The sequence below is a fragment of the Plantactinospora sp. CA-290183 genome (genome assembly GCF_050936375.1).
GTDB lineage: Bacteria > Actinomycetota > Actinomycetes > Mycobacteriales > Micromonosporaceae > Plantactinospora.
The window spans coordinates 695,224-714,528 of sequence record NZ_JBNJMX010000001.1 but is presented as its reverse complement, the minus strand read 5'-3'; the positions used below and the strand labels follow the sequence as shown (position 1 = coordinate 714,528).

General features: G+C 73.0%; 13 protein-coding genes and 2 pseudogenes. 9 read left to right on the top strand and 6 right to left on the bottom strand.

Translation table 11 applies throughout. The features are described 5' to 3' along the window. Positions 1-172: 172 nt before the first annotated feature. From ACQEUR_RS03450 to ACQEUR_RS03430, 5 genes and pseudogenes are all read left to right on the top strand, one after another. A pseudogene (locus ACQEUR_RS03450) lies at positions 173-2,302 on the top strand (molybdopterin oxidoreductase family protein); the annotation flags it as partial. 101 nt (positions 2,303-2,403) lie between these two features. Beyond that, positions 2,404-3,870 (top strand): FAD-dependent oxidoreductase, encoded by a 1,467-nt coding sequence (locus ACQEUR_RS03445; RefSeq protein ID WP_433025005.1) that lies wholly within the window; start codon positions 2,404-2,406, stop codon positions 3,868-3,870. A gap of 112 nt (positions 3,871-3,982) precedes the next feature. Next, positions 3,983-6,562, top strand: a complete 2,580-nt coding sequence (gene nirB / locus ACQEUR_RS03440; protein ID WP_433025001.1) for a nitrite reductase large subunit NirB — start codon at positions 3,983-3,985, stop codon at positions 6,560-6,562. A 14-nt stretch (positions 6,563-6,576) separates the two neighbouring features. Beyond that, positions 6,577-6,909, top strand: a pseudogene (gene nirD, locus ACQEUR_RS03435) (nitrite reductase small subunit NirD); the annotation flags it as partial. A 71-nt stretch (positions 6,910-6,980) separates the two neighbouring features. Next, the gene (locus ACQEUR_RS03430; RefSeq protein ID WP_433024998.1) at positions 6,981-8,069 is read left to right on the top strand and encodes a uroporphyrinogen-III synthase; all 1,089 of its coding nucleotides are present in this window, start codon (positions 6,981-6,983) and stop codon (positions 8,067-8,069) included. A gap of 70 nt (positions 8,070-8,139) precedes the next feature. Here ACQEUR_RS03430 and ACQEUR_RS03425 read toward each other — a convergent pair whose 3' ends face one another. The 4 genes from ACQEUR_RS03425 to ACQEUR_RS03410 all read right to left on the bottom strand — a co-directional run bounded on the left by ACQEUR_RS03425 (position 8,140) and on the right by ACQEUR_RS03410 (position 12,753). Beyond that, a complete protein-coding gene (locus tag ACQEUR_RS03425) occupies positions 8,140-8,763 on the bottom strand; it encodes a GTP-binding protein (protein ID WP_433024995.1) in 624 nt (207 codons plus the stop codon). Continuing rightward, positions 8,744-9,112 carry a DUF742 domain-containing protein gene (locus ACQEUR_RS03420; RefSeq protein ID WP_433024992.1) on the bottom strand — a complete coding sequence of 123 codons (369 nt, stop codon included), beginning with the start codon at positions 9,110-9,112 and terminating at the stop codon, positions 8,744-8,746. The genes ACQEUR_RS03425 and ACQEUR_RS03420 overlap by 20 nt, the downstream gene beginning before the upstream one ends. A 63-nt stretch (positions 9,113-9,175) precedes the next feature. Further along, complete coding sequence (locus ACQEUR_RS03415) at positions 9,176-9,586, bottom strand: roadblock/LC7 domain-containing protein (protein ID WP_101368105.1); 411 nt, start codon at positions 9,584-9,586, stop codon at positions 9,176-9,178. Continuing rightward, a complete protein-coding gene (locus ACQEUR_RS03410) occupies positions 9,583-12,753 on the bottom strand; it encodes a sensor histidine kinase (RefSeq protein WP_433024989.1) in 3,171 nt (1,056 codons plus the stop codon). Before ACQEUR_RS03410 ends, ACQEUR_RS03415 begins: the two co-directional genes overlap by 4 nt. Before the next feature lie 449 nt (positions 12,754-13,202). On the opposite strand from ACQEUR_RS03410, the gene ACQEUR_RS03405 reads away from it, so the two are divergent. Further along, a complete protein-coding gene (locus ACQEUR_RS03405; RefSeq protein WP_433024986.1) occupies positions 13,203-14,381 on the top strand; it encodes an ABC transporter substrate-binding protein in 1,179 nt (392 codons plus the stop codon). A 71-nt stretch (positions 14,382-14,452) separates the two neighbouring features. Here the strand turns inward: ACQEUR_RS03405 and ACQEUR_RS03400 are convergent, their stop codons facing one another. Both ACQEUR_RS03400 and ACQEUR_RS03395 read right to left on the bottom strand, forming a co-directional pair. Beyond that, positions 14,453-15,337, bottom strand: coding sequence for a fumarylacetoacetate hydrolase family protein (locus ACQEUR_RS03400; RefSeq protein ID WP_433024983.1), 885 nt, complete (start codon positions 15,335-15,337; stop codon positions 14,453-14,455). Then, positions 15,334-16,242, bottom strand: a complete 909-nt coding sequence (locus ACQEUR_RS03395) for a polysaccharide deacetylase family protein (RefSeq protein ID WP_433024980.1) — start codon at positions 16,240-16,242, stop codon at positions 15,334-15,336. Before ACQEUR_RS03395 ends, ACQEUR_RS03400 begins: the two co-directional genes overlap by 4 nt. Before the next feature lie 326 nt (positions 16,243-16,568). Here ACQEUR_RS03395 and ACQEUR_RS03390 point away from each other — a divergent pair, with 326 nt between their 5' ends. From ACQEUR_RS03390 to ACQEUR_RS03380, 3 genes are all read left to right on the top strand, one after another. Next, positions 16,569-17,594 carry an ABC transporter substrate-binding protein gene (locus tag ACQEUR_RS03390; protein WP_433024977.1) on the top strand — a complete coding sequence of 342 codons (1,026 nt, stop codon included), beginning with the start codon at positions 16,569-16,571 and terminating at the stop codon, positions 17,592-17,594. A gap of 85 nt (positions 17,595-17,679) precedes the next feature. After that, positions 17,680-18,519, top strand: coding sequence for a class I SAM-dependent methyltransferase (locus ACQEUR_RS03385; RefSeq protein ID WP_433024974.1), 840 nt, complete (start codon positions 17,680-17,682; stop codon positions 18,517-18,519). After that, the gene (locus ACQEUR_RS03380; RefSeq protein WP_433024971.1) at positions 18,516-19,301 is read left to right on the top strand and encodes an ABC transporter permease; all 786 of its coding nucleotides are present in this window, start codon (positions 18,516-18,518) and stop codon (positions 19,299-19,301) included. The genes ACQEUR_RS03385 and ACQEUR_RS03380 overlap by 4 nt, the downstream gene beginning before the upstream one ends. Positions 19,302-19,305: the final 4 nt, after the last annotated feature.

The window sequence follows — 19,305 nt, the reverse complement described above, 5'->3', positions numbered from 1 at the left end:
CGTACGGGTGCTCATCCCGGCAGCGCCGGCCGGCGTCCTCAGGTGAGGGCCAGCCGGATCGAGCGGCCCGGATGCGGCCAGCGCGCTGCCCATCGGCTGTGTGAGCGGCTCTTGACAGGCCCGAAACAAGTGGGACCCGACGGTGAAACCGGGCGCCGGCACGCTTCCGAACATGACAGACGGTGCACGGGTTGCGACGCATTCGGGGGTTTCGTCCCGAGACGTCGCCACCCACTGCCCCTACTGTGCGTTGCAGTGTGGCATGACCCTGCGCGACACGGCCGGCCGGGTCGAGGTGCTGCCCCGCCAGTTCCCGACCAACCGCGGCGGCCTCTGCCAGAAGGGCTGGACCGCCGCCGAACTGCTCGACCACCCCGACCGGCTGACCACCCCGCTGCTGCGGGACCGCCCCGGCGCCGAGCTGAGGCCGGCGACCTGGGCGGAGGCGCTGGACCGGGTCGGGGCGGAGATCCGCCGGATCCAGGCGGCGCACGGCCGCGACGCGGTCGCCGTCTTCGGCGGCGGCGGGCTGACCAACGAGAAGGCGTACGCGCTCGGCAAGTTCGCCCGGATCGCACTCCGCACCCGCAACATCGACTACAACGGCCGGTTCTGCATGTCCTCGGCGGCGGCCGCCGGGATGCGCGCCTTCGGGGTCGACCGGGGACTGCCCTTTCCCCTCGCCGACCTCGGTACGGCCGACACCCTGCTGCTGGTCGGCGCCAACGTCGCCGAGACCATGCCGCCGCTGGTCCGCTACCTGCTGGAGCAACGCCAGCGGGGCGGCAACCTGATCGTGGTCGACCCCCGGGCCACCGCCACCGCCCGGCACGCCACCCTGCACCTGCAACCCACCCCCGGCACCGACCTGGCGGTGGCGAACGCGCTGCTGCACATCGCCCTGGCCGAGGGGTGGACCGACCCCGACTACATCGCCGGCCGGACCACCGGTTTCGACCCGGTGCGCCGGATCGTCGCCGGTTACTGGCCGGCCCTGGTCGAACGGCTCTCCGGGGTCCCGGTGGCCGACCTGGAGGCGGCGGCACGGGCGCTCGGCACCTCGGAACGGGTGATCATCCTGACCGCGCGCGGCGCCGAGCAGCACGCCAAGGGCGTCGACACGGTGACCGCCTTCATCAACCTCGCCCTCGCGCTCGGCCTGCCCGGCCGGCCCGGCTCCGGCTACGGCTGCCTCACCGGGCAGGGCAACGGCCAGGGTGGCCGCGAACACGGGCAGAAGGCGGACCAGCTACCGGGCTACCGCCGTATCGACGACCCGGCGGCGCGGGCACACGTGGCCGGCGTCTGGGGCGTACGACCCGAGGAGCTGCCCGGACCGGGTGTCTCCGCGTACGAGCTGCTGAGCGCGCTGGGCACGGCGGACGGGCCGAAGGCGATGCTGGTCTTCGGCTCCAACCCGGTGGTCTCGGCGCCCCGGGCGGGCCGGGTCACCGAGCGGTTGCGCAGCCTGGACCTGCTGGTGGTGGCCGACTTCGTCCGCTCCGAGACGGCGGAGATCGCCGACGTCGTGTTCCCCACCGCCCAGTGGGCCGAGGAGGACGGCACGATGACCAACCTGGAGGGCCGGGTGCTCCGCCGCCGCGCGCTGCGCCCGCCGCCGCCGGGCGTCCGCACCGACCTGGAGCTCCTGGCCGAACTGGCCGGCCGGCTCGACGGGACGACCGCCGGCCCCGACCCACGGTTTCCGGTGGAACCCCGGGCGGTCTTCGCGGAGCTGCGCCGCGCCTCGGCGGGCGGCATCGCCGACTACGCCGGGATCAGCTATCCGCGGATCGACGCCGAGGACGGGGTCTTCTGGCCCTGCCCCACCGCCGAGGGGCCGGGCAGCCCGCGGCTCTTCGCCGAGACGTTCCCGACACCGGACGGCCGGGCCCGGTTCCTGCCGGTCGAGCACCGTCCGGTCGCCGAGGAGGTCTGCCCGGACTATCCGCTCTACCTCACCACCGGGCGGGTGCTGGCGCAGTACCAGTCCGGGGCGCAGACCCGGCGGATCGCCCCGCTGCGGCGGGCGGCGCCGAACGCGTTCCTGGAACTGCATCCGGACCTGGCTGCCCGGCTCGGGGTGGACGACGGCGACGAGGTACGGGTGACCAGCCGCCGGGGTGAGATGCGCGCGCCGGCCCGGTTGAGCCCGGCCATCCGGCCGGACACGGTCTTCGCGCCGTTCCACTGGGCCGGCGTCGCCCGGGCCAACTCGCTGACCAGCGACGCCCTGGACCCGATCTCCCGGATGCCGGAGTTCAAGGTCTGCGCGGTCCGGGTCGAGAAGGCGGTCCGGGTCGAGAAGGCCGTCCGGGCCGGGCCGGCGGTGGCCAGGGTCGAGCACGCGCTCGGAGCGGAGCAGGCGGTCGAGGTCGAAGGGGCGGTCGAGGTGGAGAAGGCATGAGCAACCGCATCGTCATCGTCGGTCACGGCATGGCCGGTGCCCGGCTGGCGGCCGAGCTGGTGGCCCGGACGGGAGATGCGAAGATCACCGTTCTCGGCGCCGAGCGGCACCGGGCGTACAACCGGATCATGTTGTCGAGCCTGCTCGCGGGCAAGGTCGACGAGCTCGGGGTGGAGCTCACCGAGGCGGCCGGACACGGCATCGACGTCCGTCCCGGCGTCCAGGTCGCCGCCGTCGACCGGGCCACCCGCACGGTACGGACCACCGGCGGCGACGCCATCGGGTACGACCACCTGGTGCTGGCGACCGGCGGCCGGGCCCTGGTGCCGCCGCTGCCCGGACTCGACGCCGACCGCCTGCCGGACCGGGTCGCGGTGTTCCGCACTCTGGACGACTGCCGGCGGATCCTCGCCGCCGCCCGGGGCGCCCGCCGGGCCCTGGTGCTCGGCGGTGGCCTGCTCGGGCTGGAGGCGGCCCGCGGGCTCGCCACCCGGGGGTTGGAGGTGCACGTCGTACACCCGGTCGGGCACCTGATGGAGCGCCAGCTCGACCCGGCGGCCGGCGCGGTGCTGGTGCGGACGCTGGCGGGGCTCGGCGTGCACACCCACCTGGACGTCTCGGCCAGCGCGGTCGACGCCCGGGCCGACCGGGTCGGCCTCACCCTCTCCGACGGCCGGGAACTCGACGCCGACCTGCTGGTGCTCTCCTGCGGGGTACGACCCGACGTGGAGCTGGCCCGCGCCGCCGGACTCACCGTGGAGCGCGGCGTGGTGGTCGACGACCGGCTGCGCAGCAGCGACCCGGGCATCTCGGCGCTCGGCGACTGCGCCCAGCACGCGGGGGTGGTGACCGGGCTCGTGGCACCGGCCTGGGAGCAGGCCCGGGTGCTGGCCCAGGTGCTGGCCGGGGAGGACCCTCGGGCCCGCTACCAGCCCCGGCCGGCGGTGACCCGGCTCAAGGCGGCCGGCATCGACCTCGCCGCGATGGGCGAGACGACGCCCGGCCCGGAGTTCGGCGCGGACGTGGAGGAGTTGAGCTTCTCCGACCCGGTCCGGGGCACGTACGCCCGGCTGCGGATCGTCGGCGAGCGGCTGACCGGGGCGATCATGCTGGGCGACAACCCGGCGATCGGCACGGTGATCCAGCTCTTCGACCGGGGCGCCCCGGTGCCGGTCGACCGGCGCGCGCTGCTGCTCGGTCGCAGTCGCGACGCCGCCGCACCGGCGCCGGTCGAGTCCCCGGCGCTGATGCCGGACGCGGCGACGGTCTGCCAGTGCAACGCGGTACGCAAGGGCGCGCTGGTGCGCTGCTGGCGTGCCGGGGCGCGCTCCATGGACGAGGTGGTCGCCGCCACCCGGGCCACCACCGGCTGCGGCAGTTGCCGGGACGCGGTGGAGGGGATCCTCGACTGGTTGTCCACGGTGGACTCCCCCGGGCTGGCGGCGGAAGAGGTGGCGGCATGAACGGGCCCCAGCGACGTGGCCGGCCAGGCGAGCGGGGCGAGGTGGCCCGGCGGGTGCGAACAGTGGGCCGGGTGTGCGAGCCCCGCGGTCACGAGCGGGAGGTGGGCGCGTCATGACGATCGACGGAACCGTCGGCGGCAACGTTGTGGTGGTCGGCAACGGCATGGTGGGGCAACGCTTCGTCGAGGCGCTGCGGGCCCGGGACGAGGCCGGACGCTGGCGGGTCACCGTGCTGGCCGAGGAGGGCCGGCCGGCGTACGACCGGGTCCGGTTGTCGGCGTTCTTCGACGGCGCCGACGCCGACGAGCTCAACCTGCACCGCCCGGACGACGGCGTCGACCTGCGGCTGGGCGAGCCGGTCGTCACGATCGACCGGGACCGCCGCGTGGTGCGCACCGGAGCCGGCGAGTATCCCTACGACGCGCTGGTGCTGGCCACCGGGTCGTACCCGTTCGTGCCACCGATCGACGGCGCGTACGTCGATGCGGGTCCGGACGCGCTCGGCCCGACCCCGGCGCTGCGCCCCGGCGTCTTCGTCTACCGCACCCTCGACGACCTCGCGGCGATCCGCGACTTCGCCAAGGGGCGGCGCAGCGGGGCGGTGATCGGCGGCGGGCTGCTCGGGCTGGAGGCCGCCAACGCGCTGCGCCTGCTGGACCTCAACACCCACGTGGTGGAGTTCGCGCCCCGGCTGATGCCGGTGCAGGTGGACGAGGCCGGCGGGGCGATGCTGCGCCGGTACGTCGAGGAGCTGGGTGTCACCCCCCACCTCGGGGTGGCCACCACCGCGATCCGGTCCCGCCCGGACGGCGGGCTGGCCGGGCTCACCCTCTCCGACGGCAGTTGGGTGGCGACCGACCTGGTCGTGGTCGCCGCCGGGATCCGTCCCCGCGACGATCTGGCGCGCGCCGCCGGACTGCCGGTCGGCGAACGCGGCGGGGTACGCGTCGACGCCACCTGCCGGACCGACGACGAGCGGATCTGGGCGGTCGGCGAGTGCGCGGCCGTGGACGGTACCTGCTACGGCCTGGTCGCGCCGGGCTACGCCATGGCCGAGGTGGTGGCCGACCGGCTGCTCGGCGGCGACGCGAGTTTCCCCGGCGCCGACCTCTCCACCAAGCTCAAGCTGCTCGGCGTGGACGTGGCCGCGTTCGGCGACGCGCACGGCCGGACGCCGGGCTGCCTGGACGTCACCTTCACCGACCCGGCCACCCGGGTCTACGCCAAGCTGGTCCTCTCCGACGACGCGCAGACCCTGCTCGGCGGGGTGCTGGTCGGCGACGCCACCGCCTACCCGACGCTGCGGGCCAGCGTGGGCGGGCCGCTGCCCGGCCCGCCGCTGGCGCTGCTCGCACCGCCCGGCCAGGAGGGCGGCACCGGCTCCGGGATCGCCGCGCTGCCCGGCGGGGCCCAGGTCTGCTCCTGCAACGGGGTGACCAAGGACCAGCTCGTCGGCGCGATCGCCGAGGGCTGCGCGGACGTACCGGCGCTGAAGGCGTGCACCCGGGCCGGCACGAGCTGCGGATCCTGCGTACCGATGCTGAAGCAGCTCCTCGCGGTCTCCGGCGTGCAGCTCAGCAAGGCGCTCTGCGAGCACTTCGACCACAGCCGGCAGGAACTCTTCGAGATCATCCGGGTCTGCGGCATCAGCACCTTCTCCCAGCTCGTCACCGAGCACGGCCGGGGCCGGGGCTGCGACATCTGCAAGCCGGTGGTCGCCTCGATCCTCGCCTCGCTGGGCAACGGCTACGTGCTCGACGGCGAGCAGGCGTCGTTGCAGGACACCAACGACCACTTCCTGGCCAACATCCAGCAGAACGGGACCTACTCGGTGGTGCCCCGGATCCCCGGCGGGGAGATCACCCCGGAGAAGCTGATCGTGATCGGCGAGGTGGCCCGCGACTTCAACCTCTACACCAAGATCACTGGCGGGCAGCGGATCGACCTCTTCGGCGCGCGGGTCGAACAGCTGCCGAAGATCTGGCGCCGGCTGGTCGACGCCGGCTTCGAGTCCGGCCACGCGTACGGCAAGGCGCTGCGCACGGTCAAGTCCTGCGTCGGCTCCACCTGGTGCCGGTACGGGGTGCAGGACTCGGTCGGGCTCGCGATCGCGCTCGAACTGCGCTACCGGGGACTGCGCGCGCCACACAAGATCAAGTCAGCGGTCTCCGGCTGCGCCCGGGAGTGCGCCGAGGCCCGGAGCAAGGACTTCGGCGTGATCGCCACCGACAACGGGTGGAACCTCTACCTCGGCGGCAACGGCGGGTTCCGGCCCCGGCACGCCGAACTCTTCGCCACCGACCTCTGCACCGAGGATCTGGTCCGCTACATCGACCGGTTCCTGATGTTCTACATCCGTACCGCCGACCGGTTGCAGCGCACCGCCGCGTGGGTCGAGGCGATGGACGGCGGGCTCGACCACCTGCGCGCCGTCATCGTCGACGACTCACTCGGGCTCTGCGCCGAACTCGACGCGGCGATCGGGCGGCACGTCGGGTCGTACTCGGACGAGTGGCGCGACACCCTCGACGACCCGGACCGGCTCCGCCGGTTCACCTCGTTCGTCAACGCCCCCGACGTGCCGGACCCGTCGATCACCTTCGAGGTGGAACGCGGGCAGCCGATCCCGGCCGGCGGGGAGCGCCGCCCGGTGCCGCTGGGCCTTCCAACGACCATGGGGGTACCGAGTTGACTGCGGAGAGCACGATGACCAGGGCGGTGAACTGGACGGCGGTCTGCCCGTACCGGCTGCTGGAGCCGGAGCGGGGCGTCGCGGCACTGGTCGGCGGCGAACAGGTGGCCATCTTCCGGACCCACGACGACCAGCTCTTCGCCATCGGCCAGCAGGACCCGATCGCCCGGGCGTACGTGATGGCCCGCGGCATCGTGGGCAGTCGCGGCGACGCCCCGACGGTGGCCTCACCGCTGCACAAGCAGGTCTACGACCTGCGTACCGGGGAGTGTCTGGACGTGCCCGGCGTGGCGGTGCCGACCTACCCGGTGCGCTGCCGCGACGGCATGGTGGAGGTCGGCGCGCGGGACCGGCCGGCCGGCGCGGTGCCGGCGGCCGGCGCCCGTGCCGGGCGGCCCCAGCCAGGCCAGGACCGCTGATGTCCGACGAACTGTCCGGCTTCACCGTCGGGGTGACCGCGGACCGGCGCCGCGACGAACTCGCCGCCCTGCTCGGGCGGCGCGGTGCCCGGGTGGTGCTCGCCCCGGCGCTGCGGATCGTGCCGCTGGCCGACGACACCGAACTGCGCGCGGCCACCCGCGCCTGCCTGGACAACCCGCCCGACATCCTGATGGCGAACACCGGGATCGGGATGCGCGGCTGGTTGGAGGCGGCCGAGGGCTGGGGGCTGGCCGAGCCGCTGCGCTCGGTGCTCTCCCGGGCCTACATCGTCAGCCGGGGTCCCAAGGCGCGCGGCGCGATCCGGGCGGCCGGGCTGCACGACGAGTGGTCGCCCGCCTCGGAGAGCTGCGACGAGGTGATCGAGCACCTCCGGCAACGCGGCGTGAGCGGTCGGCTCATCGCCATGCAACTGCACGGCGACCGGCAGCCGGAGTGCACCGCCGCCCTGGAGGCGGCCGGCGCGACGGTGATCGAGGTACCGGTATACCGGTGGGCGCCGCCGACCGACCCCGCCCCGCTGCACCGGCTGGTCGACCTGATCGCCGGCCGGCTGGTGGACGCGGTGACCTTCACCTCCGCACCGGCCGTGGACGCGTTGCTGCGCGCCGCCGGCCCCGGCACCGACGCGGTGCTGGAGGCGCTGCGCGCGGACGTGATGGCCGCCTGCGTCGGCCCGGTCACCGCCGCCCCGCTGCGCCGGCAGGGCGTGCCGGTGGTCGCACCCGGCCGGGCCCGGCTCGGCGCGCTGGTCCGGACCATCGTCGACGAACTCCCGCCCCGGGCGGTCAGCGTGAAGGTCGCCGGCCACCTGCTGACCCTGCGCGGCCACGCGGCGATCCTGGACGGGGAACTCCGGCCGCTGGCGCCGGCCCCGATGGCGGTGCTGCGGGCGCTGGCCGCCACCCCCGGCCGGGTGATGTCCCGGGCCGCCCTGTTGCGCACCCTGCCCCGGGGGGCCGACGAGCACGCCGTGGAGATGGCGGTGGCCCGCCTGCGGGCCGCGTTGCGGGCGCCGGGCGTGGTGCAGACCGTGGTGAAGCGCGGCTACCGGCTGCCGGTGGACTGACCGGTCAGCCCGGTTAGGAAGGGCCCCTTCCTATGCAGAAAACGATAGGACGGGGCCCTTCCTTGCACGGTCAGCCCACCGGGGTGGGCCGGCCCCGGCCGTGCTCCGCGCGGAGCATCTCCATCGCGTGCTGCACCACGTTGACCAGCACGTGCTTGGCCGAGTCGCGGTGCCGCGCGTCGCACATCACCAGCGGTACGTGCGGGGCGATGGCGAGCGCCTCACGGATCTCCTCCGCCTCGTACTGCGGCGCACCGTCGAACCGGTTCAACGCCACCACGTACGGCAGCTGCCGGTTCTCGAAGTAGTCCAGCGGCGCGAACGCGTCGGTGATCCGCCGGGTGTCGACCAGCACGGCCGCACCGACGGCACCCCGGATGATCTCGTCCCACATGAACCAGAACCGGGTCTGTCCGGGGGTACCGAACAGGTACAGGATCAGGTCCTGGGCCATCGTGATCCGGCCGAAGTCCATGGCCACCGTGGTGGTCTGTTTGCCCGGGACCCAGGATGGATCGTCGATGCCCACACCGGCGGCCGTCATCACCGCCTCCGTGGTCAGCGGAGTGATCTCCGAAACCGCGCCGACGAGCGTCGTCTTGCCGACCCCGAAACCGCCGGCGACGACGATCTTCGCGGACGTGATCTCTCCGCCGCGACGGGCCTGGGCCGGGTCATAGCCTGCGAAGTCCACTTAGCACCCTCTCAAGCAGTTCCATCCGCTCCTCGTACGCCTCCGAAGGAGGAGCGGCATTGTGCAGCGTCAGCAGGCTGTCCGCCACCATGTCGGCGACCAGCACCCGGGCGACACCCAGCGGCAGCCGGGTGTACGCGGCGATCTCCGCCAGCGACTGCGCCCGACCCTCGCAGATGGTGGCGATGCGGTGCTTGTCATGACCGGCGAACCGGGACTCGACGACCGCGGCCGGGCTCGCCACGAGCACCGCCTCCAGGGCGATGTCCTGACGAGGTTCGGTGCGACCGCGGGTGACCGCGTACGGCCGGACGAGTGCACCGCGCGGGTCTTCCCGTCGGCCGTCCATGCCGTAGTCACCTCCTCCTGGTCGAGCTGCGGTGTCACCGGGTCCATCCTTGATCGGCAGGCGTTACGGGCGCGAAACGGCCTCGCGCGGCAACGGCACCAGCGCCGCGCCCACGCGCTCCACCAGGAGCGCCATCTCGTAGCCCACCTGTCCGACGTCACAACTACGGGCGGCGAGTACCGCCATCGACGAACCATCGCTGATGGACATCAGGAACAGGTACCCGCTGTCCATCTCGATCACGGTCTGCAACACCCCGCCCGCGCTGAACATCCGGGACGCCCCGTCGGTCAGGCTGACCACACCCGAGGTGATCGCCGCGAGCTGGTCGGCCCGGTCCGGTGGCAGGTCCCGCGAGGAGGCGAGCAGCAGGCCGTCGGCCGAGACCGCCACGACGTGCGCGATGCCCGCGACACTGTCGGCGAAGTTGCTGAGCAGCCAACCCATGTCCTGCATAGCTGCTGGCCTGTTCATCCGCTCGTCTCCTTGGTCGAGATGGTGCCGTTCTGCTCCATGCCGGCCGACCGGCCGCGCTGTACACCGCGGTGGTAGGCCGACAACAGACCGCGTACTTCATCCGGCGTGCGCCGGGTCGGTTCCCGCCCGCTCCTGGGCTCAACCCCACCCGGCACCAGTTGCGCCTGGGGTACCCGCTTGGGCAGGCCGGATCGGGTGGTCCCGCCGGCCGCCGGCTCGGCCGCCCGGCTGGCCAGGGCCCAACCCTCGTCGGCGGCCGTCCGCCAGCCTCCCTCGGGCCGAGAGGTGCCGGCCGGGGGCGGGGGCGCCACCGGGCTGGCCGCCGGCGCCGGCGCCGCCGCGGGGACGTGGGCCGGGGCCGGCACCGACGGGGGTGCGTACGGGGCCGGCGGCGGGACGTTGCTGCCCGGCGTACGGGTGGCCAGCGGAACCCGCCCGGGGGTGCCCGCGCCGGCCTGGGAGGTGGGCGCCGCGGCGCTGGGTGCCGGAGCGGCCGGCGGCGGGGGCTCGGCCGGCGGGGTGACCGTCCTCGTGGCCGCCGGCGGCGGAGGCGTCTGGTACCCGCCGGGCGGGACGGTGAAGATCGCCGTCGAGTCCTGCCCGTGCGAGCGGAACCAGACCGCCTCCATCTCCCGGAAGATCGGTGCCTCGCCGCTGTCCTCCAGCCGGGGCGCCACGGCCGCCGGGGCTGCCGGGGCTCCGGCGACCGGGCCGGACGGCAGGTGGCTCGACGCGGCGGCGGGTGCGGCGGCCTGGCCACCGCCCGAGCCGCGGCGCGGCAGGGCTCCCGCGACCGTCGGGTACGCCATGGTCGGCGAGGCGCCGCCGAACTCGGCCAGGCCGGGGTGCGCCGGTGGCGGTGCGGTCGGCGCCGGGGCCGCGCTCTGGGCGACCGGGCTCGCGGGCTGGTACGTCGGTACCGGCGAGTACTGGTTGCTCGCCAGGTTCGTCGCCGCGTTCACCGGTACCGGCGCGGCCGGCTCGGCGGCCGGCTGCCACTGTGCCGGCGCCACGCTGCGCCACTGCTCGGTCAGGGTTGCCGAGGTGGCCCGGGAGGCACCCGCCGGCGCCAGCGTGTCCGACCAGCCCTGGCCCGTCGACGGTACGGAGGACGGCGCCGCGGTGGGTGCCGGCTCGACGGCGAGCGGCTGGCGCGGCCGGCTGAGGATCTGGTCCCGGCCGCGCGGCACCGGCAGTACGACGGTGCTCGCCGGCAGCGTGACCTGGGCGACGGTGCCGCCCTCGACGTTGCGCCGCAGGTCGACCCGGATACCGTGCCGGCTGGCCAGCCGGCTGACCACGGCCAGACCCATCAGCCGGAACGCCGCCACGTCCACCGTTGGTGGCGCGGCCAGCCTGCGGTTGAGCGCGTCCATCTGCTCGTCGCTGAGCCCGAGGCCCCGGTCCTCCACCTGAACCAGCACGTAGTCCCGGATCCGCCGCGCGTCGGCGACCACCGTGGTGTGCGGCGGGGAGAACCGGGTGGCGTTGTCGAGCAGTTCGGCGAGGAGCCGGACCACGTCGTTGACGGCGTGGGCGGCGACGGAGATGTCGATGTCGACCGTGCCGAACTCGATCCGGTTGTAGAGCTCCACCTCGGACTGCGCCGCGCGCAACGCGTCGATCAGCAGGGCGTCCTCACGACGCGGGGCGGTGGAGTCGGCACCGGCCAGCACGAGCAGGTTCTCGTCGTTGCGGCGCATCCGGGTGGCGAGGTGGTCGAGTTCGAAGAGCTTCGCCAGCCGCTTCGGGTCCTCCTCGCCCCGCTCGATCGTGTCGAGTTCGCCGATCATCCGGTCGACCAGGGTCTGGCTGCGCCGGGCCAGGCTGAGGAACATCGCCGAGACGCTGGTACGCAGGGCCGCCTGCTCGGCCGCGATCCGGACGGCCTCCCTGTGCACCACGTTGAACGCCAGCGCGACCTGGCCCACCTCGTCCTTGTTGGTGAGCCGGATCGGGTCGCGGACCTGCCGGACGATCTCCTCGACGCCGCCGTCACCGACGTTGCCGACGTCGCGCAGCCGCTTGACCGCCTCCGGCAGGTCGTGGTTGGCCACCGAGAGCGCGCCCTCGCGGAGCCGGCGCAGCGACTGGTTCAGCGAGCGGGCCAGCACCACGGCGAGCACGATCGCGACGATCAGGGTGAGGATGACCAGCCCCGCCTCGACCAGTGCCTGCCGCAGCACGTCCGACCGGGCCTGGTCGGCGCGGGCGAGCAGGTCCGTCTCCAGCCTGATCTCCGCCCAGCGCATCAGGTCGTTGACGGCGCCGATGGCGCTCGTCGCCTGGGCGGCCGTGACCAGCGGCGTCGACACGTTCGTCGAGCGGCTGATGTCGGCGGCGATCCGGTCGGCGAGGGCCACCGCGTCGCCGGTGACGGTCCGGTCCACCAGTACCCGCTGGGCCTCGGAGGCGGTGAGCGAGAAGGCCAGCAGCGCCTCCTGCTGGCTGGTGAGGGTCGCCACGAACGAGGAGAACTGCTCGTCGGCGATCCGGCCGACGGAGAGCGCGGCGTAGGCGACCGCCTCCTCCTCCGCGATCGCGGCCTTCGCCTTGGCGAACGCGGCGACCGCGCGCAGGTCCTCGGCGACGCCGCCCTCACCGGCGAGCTGGCCGAGCGTCTCGGCGTAGGACACCAGGTCGGTCAGGATCACCCCGTAGCGCAGCACCGCCTCGGCGACCGGCATCTGCTCGCGGTCGAGCACCTCCTGCCGGGTGCTGTTCAGCGTGACGAGGTGGGCGTCGATGGCCCGCAGCCGGCTGTCGATCGCGTCCGGAATGCCGCCGAGTCCCTCGCGCCCCTCCCGGTACCGGTTGATCCGGTCGTCGGTGGCCCGGACGTAGCCGTTGAAGGAGTCGGGCTTCGCATTGGGGACGGCGAGCAGGGCCGCCGCGGCCATCCGCTCCTTGTGGACGTCCTGCACCAGTCCGGACACTTCCGCGGAGAGCGCGGTCAGTGACCGGATCATGCTGGCGTCGTACGCCCGCTGGCCGACGTCGACGAGCCGGACGGTGGCGAGGGCCAGTACCGCCACGACCGGCACGACGAGGATCAGCGCGAGTTTCGACCGGATCCGCGCGTCCCGCAAACGGGGGAACCAGCGACGCCGGTCGCTGCGCGCCGGCAGTCCACTCTCGGGCAGGGACGTTCCTCCGGTGCTCACGACATTGCCTCCGTCGTTTTCTCCACGCCTGGCCTCCCGACCGGAGCCTGTCTGCAACGGGCGGCGCCACACGCGGCACGGCCGCGATTTCATCAGATCAAGACCCGTTTGGGAAGCTGTGCGGAGAGCCGAAACAGCGCCGGGGCAATCGCCCACAACTCCGCGCACCGGATCCCATCGCCGTCACACGGCGCTGAACAGCGCAAATGTGGCCGATCCGGTTTCCCATCGGTAAGGTAAAAATTTGTCGACGCCCTCCCGTACGAGCCGGGTAGCACCGTCCACAAGATCGGACGGTGCTACTTGACCAGACCGCCCGGCCGTTGGCAAGGTTTGCGGGTCTGTAAGCTCCGCGCACACCGTACGGTAATCCGCGTGCGAGTCTCCAATCAGGACAGTCGTCGGCAGGGCGCCAGCGGGAGCCCGCGCGCCCAGATGGAGGACGTGAGTTGAGGCCCATCCGATCCGCCACCGCTCTGGCGCTCGCGTCGGTCTGCCTGGCCGGCACGCTCGCCGGATGTTCCTTCGGAGACGACGACGCGCAGGCGACCGGCCAGATCGTCATCGGCGCCGACCTGGAACTCTCGGGTGCCGCCGCGGCCACCGGCAAGGCCTACCAACGCGCCCTGGAGCTGAAGGTCCAGCAGGCCAACGAGTCCGGTGCGCTCGGTGGCCGCACGATCCGACTCGATGTCCAGGACAACCGCTCCGACTCCAGCGAATCGCTCCGGAACATCAGCGAATTCACCAACAACCCGGCAATCACCGCGATCATCATGGGCAGTTGCAACGACTGCGCGATCGGCGCGGTGAAGACGGTGAACGACCGGAAGATACCGACCATCGCGCTGGCCGCCGCCAGCGCGGTGGCGAGCCCCGCCGCCGACCGGCGCTACATGTTCAAACTGGGCCCCAACGCCGCCGACACCGCCGCCGCCCTCGCCGTCGAGCTCAAGCGCAAGCGGATAAAGGACGTCGGACTGCTGCGCACCGACGACGGGTACGGCCGGGAGGGCGCCCTGGCGCTCCGCGGGGAACTGGCCAAACTCGGCATCGAGACCAGCGAGATGCAACAGGTGAAGACCACCGCGACCGACGTCAGCCAGGCCGTGGAATCGCTCGTCGAGCCGGAGCCGGACGCCCTCGTCCTCTGGACCTCCGCCGAGCAGGCCCTGCTCGCCGCCGGCAGCGCCCGGGACGCCGGATACACCGGGCAGTTCTTCTTCGACGCCGCGGCGGCCGGCTCGCTGTTCCTGGACGACGCCACGGCCCGGTCCGTCGACAACGCGTCCCTGGTCTTCACCCAGACGATGGTGATCGACGACGTCATCGCGACCACCCCGGCGAAGGCGTCCCGCAAGCAGTGGTTCCGCGACTACACCGCCCGGTACGGCAGCTACCACGGCTTCGCGTCGTTCGCGGCGGACGCCGTACAGATGATCGTCAACGCCGTACGCGAGGCGGACGGGGTGGACCGGGAGCGGCTGCGGACCGTCCTGGAGACCTCGCAGCTCGACGGTCTCTCCGGGCTGATCCGGATCACCCCGAGTAACCACTCCGGCCTGATGCCGCAGGCGCTGACCATGCTCGTCGCCCGGGGCGGGCGCTGGCGGCTCGCCGGCGGCTGACGGCCGGGCGGAGTCAACCGCCGGGGGTGGGGTTGCGCCGCGATCCCACCCCCGCGCCGTCTCCCCGCCGGCTATCCGGCGGCCGGCTCCTCGTCCCGTACCGGATTGCGGAGCACGCCGACCCCCTCCACCTCGATCTCGCAGACGTCGCCGTGGCGCATCCAGACCGGCGGGCGCCGGGCGTGGCCGACCCCGGAGGGCGTGCCGGTGACGAGCACGTCCCCCGGCTCCAGCGTCATCGCCCGGGTGACGTCGGCGATGGTCTCGGCGATCGGGAACATCATGTTGTCGGTGTTGTCCGACTGCATGACCTCGCCGTTGAGCCGGCTGGAGATCTTCAACCCGCGCGCGCCGGCCGGCAGCTCGTCGGGAGTGACCAGCCAGGGCCCGAACCCGCCGGTCCGGTCGAAGTTCTTGCCGATGTCCCACTGGCTGGTCCGGCGCTGGTACTCGCGCACGCTGCCGTCGTTGAAGCAGGAGTATCCCGCGACGCAGGAGAGCGCGTCCGCGACCGACAGGTGCCGCGCCCGCCGGCCGATCACCACCGCCAGCTCGGCCTCGTAGTCCAGCGTCTCCGAGGCCAGCGGCCGGATGATCGGTCGCTGGTGCGGGACCAGCGAGGTGGCGGCCCGCAGGAAGATCGTCGGGAACCGCGGCACGTTGTCCCGCATCGGGCCCTCCTGGACGTGCTCCAGGTAGTTGAGGCCGAGGCAGACCACCTTGCCCGGCGCGGCGACCGGCAGCGCGTGGTCCAGCCCGTCGAGCGGGCGTACGGCCCGGGCCGGCGCCGAGGCCGCCAGTTCGGCGAGCGGGCCGAGGTCGCCGTCGTACGCGGCGAGCCAGTCCCGCAACTCCACCGGGGCGGCCGGGTCCGCCTCGCGCAGGTCCACCACCTCGTCCCCGACGACGACACCGAGCCGCCGTGCACCGTCCACCTCGAACGCCACGATCCTCATCGCCCGCCCTCCCGCTCGGTCTTCTCCGGGCAGGTCTCCTCGACGTGCCGGGCGATCTCCGCCCGGGTGGCGACCCAGACGTCGCGGCGGTCCCGCACCCGCTGGGCGATCGCCTCGTACGCCCACGCGCCGGCCGGGCGGCCGTAGCAGTGCGCGTGCGCGGTCACGTCGATCAGCACCGCCTCCTCCGGGTCCGCCAGCGCCGCCGTGAGCAGGTCGTCGAAGTTCTCCACGAACTGGCGTGGCGAGCGGCCGAAGCGCATCGCGTGCGGCAGGTCGTTGATCTCCATGGTCAGCGGGATGCCGACGATCCGGCCCTCGCCGAAGAGCTGGAGATAGGGCCGGTCGTCGTCGAAGACGTCACCGTGCCAGGCGTACCCGGCGGCGAGCAGCGCCCGGGCGGTCTCCGCGCCCGGGGTGCCGCGCGGGCTGATCCAGCCCCGGGGGGACTCGCCGGTGGCCGCCCGCAGCAGCTCCGTCGTCCGGGAGATGTTGTCCCGGTCCGCGTCCGCCGACAGGCCGGCCGGGACGATCTCCTGGGCGTACCCGTGCGCGACGATCTCGTGTCCCGCCCCGGCGATCGCCGAGACCAGCTCCGGGTCCCGCTCGGCCAGCACCCCGCTGACCATCACGCTGGCCCGGGTGCCGACCCGGTCCAGCACCCGCAGCAGCCGCCGCATCCCCCGGGCGGCGCCGTAGTGGCCCCACATCAGCGCGTTGGTGTCGAAGGTCCCGGGCGCGAGCACGTTCCCCATCGGACCGACTCCGGGGGCACGCCCGTCCGACCACGCCTCGAAGGCGACGTTGAAGACCACCGCCACGTGCCGGCCACCCGGCCAGCGGAAGTCGTCGCCGAGGCGCCGGACCCGTACGTCCCGGGCGACGACGTCCCTGTCGTCGTACATGGAGTCACTCCCCTTGCTGGCCGGTGTCGGCCACGACTGGTGTCCCGCCCCTCGGCGACGAAGCCCGAACCAGCCGCGGGATCCACTGCGGATCCGGCCGGCCCGGACGAACAGAGAGGGTGAAACGGCAGCTAAGGGACATCGCGCCGAGGTGGGAACTTCACGTTCGAGACGGTACCAAGGCGGACCGGATCAGATTACGATCACCTGCGGACCCCGGCCCGGCGCCCGCCCAGCACGTCGAATGCGCGCTCAGACCATCCACTCGCGACACAGCGCGGCGCCAGGCATCGTCAGCCCATCAGGCTTTGCAGAGGGAGACTTACATGTTCAGGCGTACCCGTGTGCTGGCCGCAGGCCTGCTGGCCACGGTCCTGATAACGGCCAGCGGTTGCACCGGTTCCGACGACGGCGAAGGCGATGCCGCCGGAGGCACGGCGGACAAGGTGACCTACCTGACGACGTTCGGCGCCTCCGGCCGGGACGCGTTCGCGTTCGTGGCCAAGGAGAAGGGCTACTTCAAGGAGGCCGGCATCGATGTCGACATCCAGCTCGGCTCCGCGACCGGCGAGAACGTCAAGGCGCTCACCGCCGGCAAGGCCCAGTTCGCCAACCTCGACCTGATCGGGGCGTGGATCCTGGCCGGCACCAACGCGGAGTACAAGGACAAGTTCAAGACGATCGCCGCGGTGCACCAGCAGTCCCTGGTCGCCATCTTCGCGCTGGAGGGCTCGGGGATCACCTCGCCGCGTGACCTCGCCGGCAAGAAGATCGGCGCCGCCGCGAACTCCGTCAACCAGCTGCTCTTCCCGGCGTACGCGCAGCTCGCCGGCGTGGACAACAAGACCGTGCAGTGGATCAACGGCACGCCGCAGCAGGTCCCCGGCCTGCTGGCCAGCGGACAGGTCGACGCGGTCAGCACCTTCCTGATCAGCCGCTCCGGCATCGAGAAGGCGGCCGGCAAGAAGACCGTGCTGCTGCCGTACAACGACTACCTGAGCGACCTGTTCGGCAACGGCATCGCCGCGACGACCTCCGTGGTCAACGACAACCCGGACCTGTGCAAGCGGTTCCGCGAGGCGCTGATGAAGGGCCTCCAGTACACCATCGAGCACCCGGACGAGGCCGCGGAGATCCTCTTCAAGGCCCAGCCGGCTGCCAACGTGGCGGCCGCCAAGGGTGAGATCACCTCGATGACCCCGTACGTGGCCCCGGCCGGCGGCGCCCCGATCGGCTCGATGGACGAGCAGCGGGTGGCGAAGGCCCTGGCCATCATGCAGGGTTCCGGGCTGGTCAAGGAGCCGTTGACGCCCGAGTCCGTGGTCGCCTTCGACCTCACGCCGAAGGCCTGACAGCCCACAGAGGACGACGGGGAGGGCCGTACGCCGGCGACACCGGCCACGGTCCTCCCCGCTCCACGCCGCACCTGGAGTCCGCATGACCGCGTCCGTCCACCCGACGGTGCCGCCCGAGCCGGGCCAACCGTCGTACTCCTTCGACAACGACGACCCGGAGGCGGTCGACCGGCACAACCACCTGGCCGCGATGCTCGACGGGCCCACCTTCGCCCGGCTCGCCGCGCTCGGCGACCTGACCGGGCGGCGGTGCCTGGAACTCGGCGCCGGCGGCGGCAGCGTGGCACGCTGGCTGGCGGAGCGGGCCGGCCCCACCGGCCGGGTGCTCGCCACCGACCTCAACCCCCGGCACATCCCCCCGCATCCCGGATACACCGTGCTGCGGCACGACCTCAGCACCGACCCGGTGCCGCAGGGACCGTGGGACCTCATCCACGCCCGGCTGGTGCTGCTGCACGTCCCGGAGCGGCACGAGGTGCTGCGCCACCTCGCCGGCTCGCTGGCCCCCGGCGGCACGCTGGTGGTCGAGGACTGGCTGACCTCGCTGAACAAGCTGGTGCTCGCGGCGCCGGACGCCGACTCGGCGGCCCTCTTCGACGCCTACGCGAGCACGCTGATCGAGCGCATCCTGCCCGCCCACGGCAACGACCCGACCTGGGCCGCGCAGGTGCACGCGGCGATGCTCGACGCGGGACTGGTCGACGTGGAGACCGTCATCCACTCCCGCTCCTGGCCGGGTGGCAGCCCGGGCGCGCTGATCGTGGCCGCGAACATCGCACAGGTCCGCACCGAACTGCTGGCCCACGGCTTCACCGACGCCCAGTTGACCGAGCTGTGCCGGCTGGTGACCGATCCGCGGCTGGTGCTGCGGGGCAACTTCACCTATTCCACCTCGGGCCGACGCGGGAGTGACGACGAATGAGCAGCACCGAGACAGAGCGGCCCCGGACCACGCTGGGCAAGGTGGGGCCGCCGCTGATCGGCGCGATCGCGGTGATCGCCATCTGGTGGGGCTCGGCCGTCGTCTTCGAGGTCCGCACCATCTTCCTGCCCAAGCCCCCGGAGATCATCGACCGCCTGGTGACACAGCCGGACTACCTGTTCGGCGAGGCCTGGAACACCCTGGTGGCGATCCTGTCGGGGTACGGCATCGCCGTGCTGGCCGCGGTGATCGTGGCGATCGTGCTCGGCGCCCTACCGCCGGTCGAGCGGGCGATACTGCCGCTGCTGATCACCCTGAACGCGGTGCCCAAGGTGGTGATCGCGCCGCTGCTGGTGTTCTGGCTCGGCTTCGGCTCGGAACCGAAGATCTTCATGGCGGCGCTGATCTGCTTCTTCCCGCTGGTGGTCGCGACCATGTCCGGGCTGGCCTCCACCCCCGCCGAACTGGGCGAGCTGTCCCGCTCGCTGAGCGCCTCGTGGTGGCAGACCTACCTGAAGGTACGGATTCCGTGGGCGCTGCCGCAGATCTTCGTCGGCCTCAAGGTCGCGATGTCGCTGGCCCCGATCGGCGCGGTCGTCGCCGAGGTCTACAACCCCAACGGCGGGCTCGGCGCGGTGGTCGCGATCGCCATCGGCGCGGCCGACACCCCGAAGGCGTTCGCCGCGATCGTGCTGCTCGCGGCCATGAGCGTCAGCCTCTACTACATCGTGGTGGCGGTGGAACGGCTGGTGCTCCCCTGGGCCCGGGAAATCACCGCCTGAGCCC

Coding starts and splice junctions, on each gene's coding strand:
- ACQEUR_RS03445 (WP_433025005.1), top strand. CDS start 2,404: ATGAGCAACCGCATCGTCATCGTCGGTCACGGCATGGCCGGTGCCCGG.
- nirB (WP_433025001.1), top strand. CDS start 3,983: ATGACGATCGACGGAACCGTCGGCGGCAACGTTGTGGTGGTCGGCAAC.
- ACQEUR_RS03430 (WP_433024998.1), top strand. CDS start 6,981: ATGTCCGACGAACTGTCCGGCTTCACCGTCGGGGTGACCGCGGACCGG.
- ACQEUR_RS03420 (WP_433024992.1), bottom strand. CDS start 9,112: ATGGACGGCCGACGGGAAGACCCGCGCGGTGCACTCGTCCGGCCGTAC.
- ACQEUR_RS03415 (WP_101368105.1), bottom strand. CDS start 9,586: ATGAACAGGCCAGCAGCTATGCAGGACATGGGTTGGCTGCTCAGCAAC.
- ACQEUR_RS03400 (WP_433024983.1), bottom strand. CDS start 15,337: ATGAGGATCGTGGCGTTCGAGGTGGACGGTGCACGGCGGCTCGGTGTC.
- ACQEUR_RS03395 (WP_433024980.1), bottom strand. CDS start 16,242: ATGTACGACGACAGGGACGTCGTCGCCCGGGACGTACGGGTCCGGCGC.
- ACQEUR_RS03390 (WP_433024977.1), top strand. CDS start 16,569: ATGTTCAGGCGTACCCGTGTGCTGGCCGCAGGCCTGCTGGCCACGGTC.
- ACQEUR_RS03385 (WP_433024974.1), top strand. CDS start 17,680: ATGACCGCGTCCGTCCACCCGACGGTGCCGCCCGAGCCGGGCCAACCG.
- ACQEUR_RS03380 (WP_433024971.1), top strand. CDS start 18,516: ATGAGCAGCACCGAGACAGAGCGGCCCCGGACCACGCTGGGCAAGGTG.